Annotated in this window: 6 protein-coding genes; 2 read left to right on the top strand and 4 right to left on the bottom strand. The window is 70.8% G+C overall.

Annotated elements, in window-relative coordinates:
* Nucleotides 1-170: 170 nt before the first annotated feature.
* The gene (locus O3Q52_RS47085) at nucleotides 171-1,334 is read right to left on the bottom strand and encodes an SDR family oxidoreductase (RefSeq protein ID WP_269654615.1); all 1,164 of its coding nucleotides are present in this window, start codon (nucleotides 1,332-1,334) and stop codon (nucleotides 171-173) included.
* 190 nt (nucleotides 1,335-1,524) lie between these two features.
* Here O3Q52_RS47085 and O3Q52_RS47080 point away from each other — a divergent pair, with 190 nt between their 5' ends.
* Nucleotides 1,525-2,964, top strand: a complete 1,440-nt coding sequence (locus tag O3Q52_RS47080; RefSeq protein ID WP_269654614.1) for a zinc-dependent metalloprotease — start codon at nucleotides 1,525-1,527, stop codon at nucleotides 2,962-2,964.
* Nucleotides 2,961-3,482: an NUDIX hydrolase gene (locus O3Q52_RS47075; RefSeq protein WP_269654613.1), complete on the top strand. Its 522-nt coding sequence runs from the start codon at nucleotides 2,961-2,963 to the stop codon at nucleotides 3,480-3,482. The genes O3Q52_RS47080 and O3Q52_RS47075 overlap by 4 nt, the downstream gene beginning before the upstream one ends.
* A gap of 169 nt (nucleotides 3,483-3,651) precedes the next feature.
* On the opposite strand, the gene O3Q52_RS47070 is transcribed toward O3Q52_RS47075, so the two are convergent.
* From O3Q52_RS47070 to O3Q52_RS47060, 3 genes are all read right to left on the bottom strand, one after another.
* Nucleotides 3,652-4,407, bottom strand: coding sequence for an AIM24 family protein (locus O3Q52_RS47070; protein WP_269654612.1), 756 nt, complete (start codon nucleotides 4,405-4,407; stop codon nucleotides 3,652-3,654).
* A gap of 17 nt (nucleotides 4,408-4,424) precedes the next feature.
* Nucleotides 4,425-5,105: an AIM24 family protein gene (locus O3Q52_RS47065; RefSeq protein WP_269654611.1), complete on the bottom strand. Its 681-nt coding sequence runs from the start codon at nucleotides 5,103-5,105 to the stop codon at nucleotides 4,425-4,427.
* 13 nt (nucleotides 5,106-5,118) lie between these two features.
* A partial coding sequence (locus tag O3Q52_RS47060; RefSeq protein WP_269654610.1) for an AIM24 family protein occupies nucleotides 5,119-6,217 on the bottom strand: 1,099 nt, incomplete at its 5' end.

The raw sequence follows: 6,217 nt of genomic DNA, 5'->3' as shown, positions 1-6,217 counted from the left end.
GATCTCTCGCCGTTGTAGACCCGGTCAGCCCCCGCCCCCAGCCCGCCCGGCGTTTGAGGAGGAGCGCGTCCAGCGCGATATCGGGGGCCTGGGGGCGGAGACCCCAGAAAGGGACGGGAATGGGAAGGGGCGGCGGGGGCGAGAAACCCCGCGCCGACGCCCCCACCGTCTCAGATCCGCCGCCGAGCCTTCCGAGCCCGCCGCACCAACGCAGCCGTACCCAACAGAGCAACAGTCGCCCCCGCGGCCCCCGCGGCAGTGGCATCCTTCCGCCCAAGCCGCCGCCCGGCCAGAGTGTGCCGCCCGGCAACCTCCTCCAGAAGCTCCGCGAGAACCTCCTCATTGGTCCACTGCGGCCGCCACCCGGCATCATGCAGCCGGCTCCCGCTCACCACCCAGGGATACATCGTGTAGGCAAGATCCCCCGCCGGAGACGGCGTGAGCCCGATCCGGTGCAGCCGGGCCGCGGCCCCCAGCGCGACGGCCGACGGCAACTCCATCCGCCGGATCCCGCTGAGCTCCTCGACCTCCTCCTGCTCCAGCCACCCCTCGCACCCGACGGCCAGCTCCCCTTCGACCTTCTCCAGAACGGCGTACTCCAGAGCCCCGCACAGGTCCTCGACGTGGCAGAACTGCCAGACGGGCCGGGACCCGGCGACGACCAGCAGCCGGGGCGACTCGAAGTACCGGGTGAGCGCCGTGTCGGTGCCTCCGACCAGCACGGCAGGCCGTACGACGGTGACGTTGAGCCCGGGATGCGCACGCGGCGCCCGCCGCGCGAGCCGCTCGACCTCCAGAAGGTCCCCCACGCCCGTGGCCTCCGCGGTCGCCTGCAGTTCGGCGTCTTCGGAGAGGGGCAGTTCGTTGTCGGGCAGGGCTCCGTAGACCATCGCCGAGGTGCACAGCACGACACGGTGCACCCCGGCCGCGGCGGCGGCCGTCAGCACGGTCTGTGTCCCCCGCACGTTGTAGGCCGTCCGTGCGGCCGGATCCGTCTCCAGGTCGAGATCGAGCGCGAGGTGCACCACGACGTCCGCGCCGCGCAGCTTCTCGGCGATAGCCGGATCCCGGACATCCAGGATGTGCCACTGCGCGGCCGCGCACTCACCGCGCCGCTCGTCGATGGCGATGACCTGCTTGATCTCGTCGCTGGCGACGAGCCGCTCGGTGAGCATCGCGCCGATTCCGGCCGCGGCGCCGGTGATCGCGACGACGGGGCCGCGTACGGCAGATGTCCCGCCGGCGCGCAGCGCCGTCGTTGAGGGGCGGTGGTCGGGCGACGGGTGGGCTGATGGGTTTCGCGCTGCGCGAACCTGTGGATCTGGGGAACTCACCGGGCGTCTCCAGCGGTTGTCTTCAGTAAGAACGCGCGTGACGCGTACGTACCAGGTGGCATCCATCCTGCCGCAGCCGCTGAGTCGGCGAAGCACCGAGGCCCGAACCGGTTGTGGTGTCTACGCTGGGTGGTGATGTAGGGCAGCCGCCGTCGGAGCGAACCGGCGGCCTTAACAGCCGAGGAATCCCGTGAGTGACACCCCATTCGGATTCGGCCTTCCGCCGGAGGAGCCGGACGACGGCGACGAGGGCAAGAAGAAGGACCAGCAGAGCGGTGGTGGTCAGGGACCCGCCAACCCGTTCGGTTTCGGGCCCGGAGGACCGGGTGGCGACAACCCGCTCGCAGCCATGTTCGGTTCGCTGAACCCCAACGACCTGGGCGCCGCGTTCCAGCAGCTCGGCCAGATGCTCTCGTACGAGGGCGGGCCGGTGAACTGGGACATGGCCAAGCAGATCGCCCGCCAGACGGTGTCCCAGGGCACCCCCGACGGCACCAAGGACGCGAGCATCGGCCCCGCCGAGCGCACCCAGGTCGACGAGGCGGTGCGCCTGGCCGACCTGTGGCTGGACGACGCGACGTCGCTGCCGTCCGGCGCCGGCTCCGCGGTGGCCTGGAGCCGCGCGGAGTGGGTCGAGGCGACCCTGCCGGTGTGGAAGGAGCTCGTCGACCCGGTCGCCGAGCGGGTCGGCGCGGCCATGGGCGACGTACTGCCCGAGGAGATGCAGGCCATGGCGGGCCCGCTCCTCGGGATGATGCGCTCCATGGGCGGCGCCATGTTCGGCACGCAGATCGGGCAGGCCGTGGGCGTCCTCGCGGGCGAGGTCGTCGGCTCGACCGACATCGGCCTGCCGCTCGGCCCGGTCGGCAAGGCCGCGCTGCTGCCGCTGAACATCGAGTCGTTCGGCAAGGACCTGAGCGTCCCGCAGGAGGAGGTGCGGCTCTACCTCGCCCTGCGCGAGGCCGCCCACCAGCGGCTCTTCGCCCACGTGCCGTGGCTGCGCTCGCACCTGTTCGGCGCGGTCGAGGGGTACGCGCGCGGGATCAAGGTCGACACGGCCAAGCTGGAGGACGTGGTCGGCCAGTTCGACCCGCAGAACCCGGAGGAGCTGCAGCAGGCACTCCAGCAGGGCATGTTCCAGCCGGAGGACACGCCCGAGCAGAAGGCCGCCCTGGCCCGCCTGGAGACGGCGCTCGCGCTCGTCGAGGGCTGGGTGGACGCGGTGGTCCACTCGGCCGCGAAGCCGCGTCTGTCGTCCGCCGACGCGCTTCGGGAGACGCTGCGCCGCCGCCGTGCGACGGGCGGCCCCGCCGGGCAGACCTTCGCCACCCTGATCGGCCTGGAGCTGCGCCCGCGCCGCCTGCGGGACGCCTCGCGCCTGTGGGCCTCGCTCACGGACGCGCGCGGTGTCGACGGCCGCGACGGGCTGTGGGCGCACCCGGACATGCTGCCGACCGCCTCCGACCTGGACGACCCGGACGGCTTCGTGCACCGCGAGCAGTTGGACTTCTCCGAGCTCGACAAGATGCTCGGCGAGGCCGCGAGCGGTCCCTCCGAGAAGCCGAACCTCACGAAGGACGAGCCCAAGGACGACGAAAAGGGCGAGGAAAAGGGCGACGACGACAAGTGAGCCTGTACGACGACGCCGTCCTGGCCCTGAAGGGCATCGAGGGCCAGGAGGAACTGCGCCAGGCCTATCTCGACCATCTGGAGGCACATCCGGACGGCATGTGGAAGGCCTGCACGGCCGGGCACGTCACGGCGAGCGCCCTGGTGATCGATCCCGGGCACGGCAGGGTGCTGCTGACGCTTCACAAAAAGCTGCGGATGTGGCTCCAGATGGGCGGTCACTGCGAGCCCGGTGACGCCACGCTGGAGGCCGCGGCGCTGCGCGAGGCCACGGAGGAGTCGGGCATCGCGGGCCTGACCCTGCTCCCGGGCGGTCCCGTACGCCTGGACCGTCATCCCATCCCGCCGCCCTGCCACTGCCACTTCGACGTCCAGTACGCGGTCGTGGCCGAGCCGGGCGCCGTCCAGGAGATCAGCGACGAGTCCCTCGACCTGCGCTGGTTCCCGTACGACGAGGTGGCGAAGGTGGCCGACGACTCGGTCGTACGCCTGGTGAGCGCAACACGAGCAAGGCTCTGAAGAGGCACGTGTAAGGGGCGGCCGCACTAGCGACCGCCCCTTACACACACTGACAAGGGCGCCCTGTCAAGGGCGCGGGGAACTGCGCGCCCAGCCACGGCGGGCCCGCAGCCAACCACCTGCTCCGGACCTTTCGCGGGGCACTCCGAAGAGTGCCGAGCGAAAGGTCCTAACTCCAGGCGTTGCCCTGGTTCTGTCCCCGGGCCCCCTGCTGCCCCATCCCGAACTGGGCGGCAACGCCCGACCCGATCGCCGCGTTCTGCGGCGGCAGCATCTCGCTGGGCTGGACGAGCGCGTACCCCTGGCCCATGAAGCTGAGCTCCCAGCCCTCACCGGTGTTGCCGCGGCGCCGGAACACGCCGGAGGAGTGGGTCTGGGCCTGCATCTGTACGCGCAGACTCGTCGACCAGGCGACGATCGCGTCGGCGTCGCAGTTGACGTACCGGTCGGGCGTGACCTGAAGCATCAGCGGCATGCCCGACGTCATCAGGGCGACCTTGCCGCGCCCGGTGATGTTGAGCTGGTACTTGCCGGAGCCGGAGATCCCGTACTGGCTGTCCACGGCGATCACCTCGTGGTGCAGCGAGGAGTCCATCGCGAGGACGTAACTGCTGTCCACGGTGAGGCCGTCCTGGTCCACGTCCACCACATGGATGTGCTGGGCGAGGTTGGCCAGGTAGACGGTGCCCTGCCCGTGGCAGCGCATCAGGTCGAGGCCCTCTCCGGTGGCCGCGCGCGAACGCTGCTGCCCGGAGTTCTGGTACTCGGCGTCGAACTCCACAAGACCCTGGTACGCGACCATGGTGCCCTTGCGGGCCAGCATGTCGTCATGTCCCTCCAGGACGACGCGCAGCATCTGCTTGTTCTGCAGGCTGTAGCGCTCCTGGGACTGCTGGTCGTTGTAGGCGAAAAGCGGGCTCTGCATGGTGTGTGTGCTCCCCCTCAGCCCCGTACCCGGAGGCGGTCGGTGCTGTCCTCGCTGGGCTGGACGACGACGATGCCCTGTCCGGAGAAGGCCATCTGGAAGGCCTCGCCGCTGCCCCGCCCGATCAGGGACTGCGCCTTGAAGCTGCGCTTGCCCTTCACCTTGAGGTTCGGCGACCAGGCGACGAGCGCGTCAGGGTCGACGTACGTCTCGTCCTCGCCGCCGCCGCAGTCGACGACGATGGGCTTGCCCCGGGAGGTCAGGGCGACCCAGCCCTGCCCGGAGATCTTGGTGTTCCACAGGCCCTGTCCGGCGAACTTCGCCAGCCCCTTGACGCGCTCGACGCCCCAGGTGAGGTGCGCGTCGAAAGCGAGCAGGTTGGTGGCGTTGACGGAGATCGCGTCGCCGTTGAGGTTGATGACGACGACGTTCGCCCCGTAGTCGGAGAGGTACAGCAGACCGTCTCCGGAGCACTTCATCAGGGGTGCGCCCTCGCCAGTCATCCAGCCCTTGGCGATCTGGCGCACGGCCGGCGGATTCGGCTCGTACTGGACGAAGCCTTCGTAGGCGACCATCGACCCCACGCGCGCGAGGAGGTCGTTTCCGGTCTGCATGGCGACCTTGAGCATGTGGTTGCCGTGGTTCTCCATGCGTGCGGCAACGGGTGCCGGGGCGAAGCCCGCAAGCTGCTGGTTCATAGGACGGGCTCCCTCAGACCTCGAACGGCTGGACGACGATGAAATTGCCGGGCGCGCCGCGGAACTGGAGGTTCACGCTCTCTCCGGTGTCGCCCGGGTAGGCGTTCCTGCGCATCCGCACCTGGCTGGAGACGATCACCTGGGAGGCGGCGGACCACGCGACGACGGCGTTGCAGTCGGCGAACGTCGTCGGCGTCACGGGCAGGACGACGGGCACGCCACGCGTCTTCACGACGACCGTGCCGGTGCCCTGGAACTGCATCGTGAACAGAGCGCCTCCGGGGATGCCGTGTCCTTCGACGCGACGCACCTCGTACTGCAGCGTCTCGTCGAAGGCGAGGACGTTCTCCGCGGAGACACAGACGGCGTCTCCTTGCAGCTCGATGGGGTGCAGCATGGCGCCGTTCTCCGCGAGGAAGACCTGGCCACGGCCCGAACAGCGCATGAGCTGCATCTCCTGGCCGGTCGCGTTGCCCACGATCCGCCCAGAGAATCCGGCGCCCTTGTAGCTGAAGTCGACCTTGCCCTGGTAGAGCACCATGCTGCCCTGGCGGGCCAGTACGGCCTGGTCGCCGCCCATGCCGAGGTCGACACGGACCATCTTCTTGTTCTGCTGGGTCCAGCGCTGCCCGGTGGGCGTCTCCTTGTACGCCTGCAGCGCCGCGGTGACACCGGCGCCTCCCTGGGGAGCGCCCTGAGGCACTCCGTAGGCGGCGGGCGCACCTGGCACACCCGGTGCGCCGGGCTGACCGGGCACCTGGCCGAACGGAGGCTGCTGACCGTAGCCGGGAGGCGGGGTCGGCTGGCCGTAGCCCGGAGGCGGAGCGGGCGCCTGGGGTGCCTGGGGCTGTCCGTAGCCGGGCGGCAGGGGTGCGGTCTGGCCGGGGGCCTGACCGTACGGAGGCTGCTGCTGGCCGGGCTGCCCGTAGGGCGCCGGGGCGGGAGCCGGAGGCGGTACCGGGGCGCCGCCGGGCGGGGTCATGGGCGCGATGATGGTCGGCGCCGCGTGCACCGAAGGCGCGGGGGCCGGCGGTGGCGTGGCTCCCTGGGGCGGTGCGAAATGGGCGGCAGGCTGCGGAGCCGGGGCTGGAGCCGGCACGGCGGGGCCTGCC

It is taken from the genome of Streptomyces sp. ActVer (assembly GCF_027270795.1).
GTDB lineage: Bacteria > Actinomycetota > Actinomycetes > Streptomycetales > Streptomycetaceae > Streptomyces > Streptomyces umbrinus_A.
The sequence above is the reverse complement of the archived record's forward strand: the minus strand, read 5'-3'. Positions and strand labels throughout refer to the sequence as shown.